Genomic DNA, 558 nt, shown 5'->3' with positions numbered 1-558 from the left:
CTGCTGGCTCGGGCCGACACCCTCGTGGTGGCTGCCCGAGCCGGTGTCGTGACGTTGTCGGCCGTGGACGACGCGCTGGCTGCACTTGCCGACAGCGGCCGGGGTGACCTGGCCGATTCGGTGGCGATCGCCGTGGTGGAGACCGTCCCGACGCGGTGGTCCGGCCGCGCGCGCCGCCGTCTGGCGCGGCTCGCCGAGCGCGCTCACAGCATCGTCGTCGTCGTCCCGTTCGATCCCATGCTGGCCGACGGCCGGCCGTTCACCTGGTCCGGTCTGCGCAGGCGTACCCGGGCCGCGTTCGGTGAGCTCGCCGCGGCCGTGGAGGCCGGGCCCGGCTGATCGGCCGCCGGCAGATAGGCGCCGGGGGACGTATACGGAGGACGCATGAGGATGCGTAAGGTCGAGCGGTGAAGCGGGAGTTGCTGACCCCATCCGGCCAGGGTGATCGCGGCGGTGCCGATGAGGTGTTGCGGGCCGCCCTCGCGAGCCGGGACGAACGGGCGGTGGCGACCGCGCTGGCCGGTTCACGGGTCTTCGTCGCGGTCGAGGCGCGCCTCC

Annotated in this window: 1 pseudogene; it reads left to right on the top strand. The window is 74.0% G+C overall.

The annotated features are described in order from the left end of the window. Nucleotides 1-339 (top strand): annotated as a pseudogene (locus DD1DGNOD_RS19890) (hypothetical protein); the annotation flags it as partial. Nucleotides 340-558 lie beyond the last annotated feature (219 nt).

It is taken from the genome of Candidatus Protofrankia californiensis (genome assembly GCF_900634765.1).
In the GTDB taxonomy this organism is placed as follows: domain Bacteria; phylum Actinomycetota; class Actinomycetes; order Frankiales; family Frankiaceae; genus Protofrankia; species Protofrankia californiensis.
The sequence above is the reverse complement of the archived record's forward strand: the minus strand, read 5'-3'. Positions and strand labels throughout refer to the sequence as shown.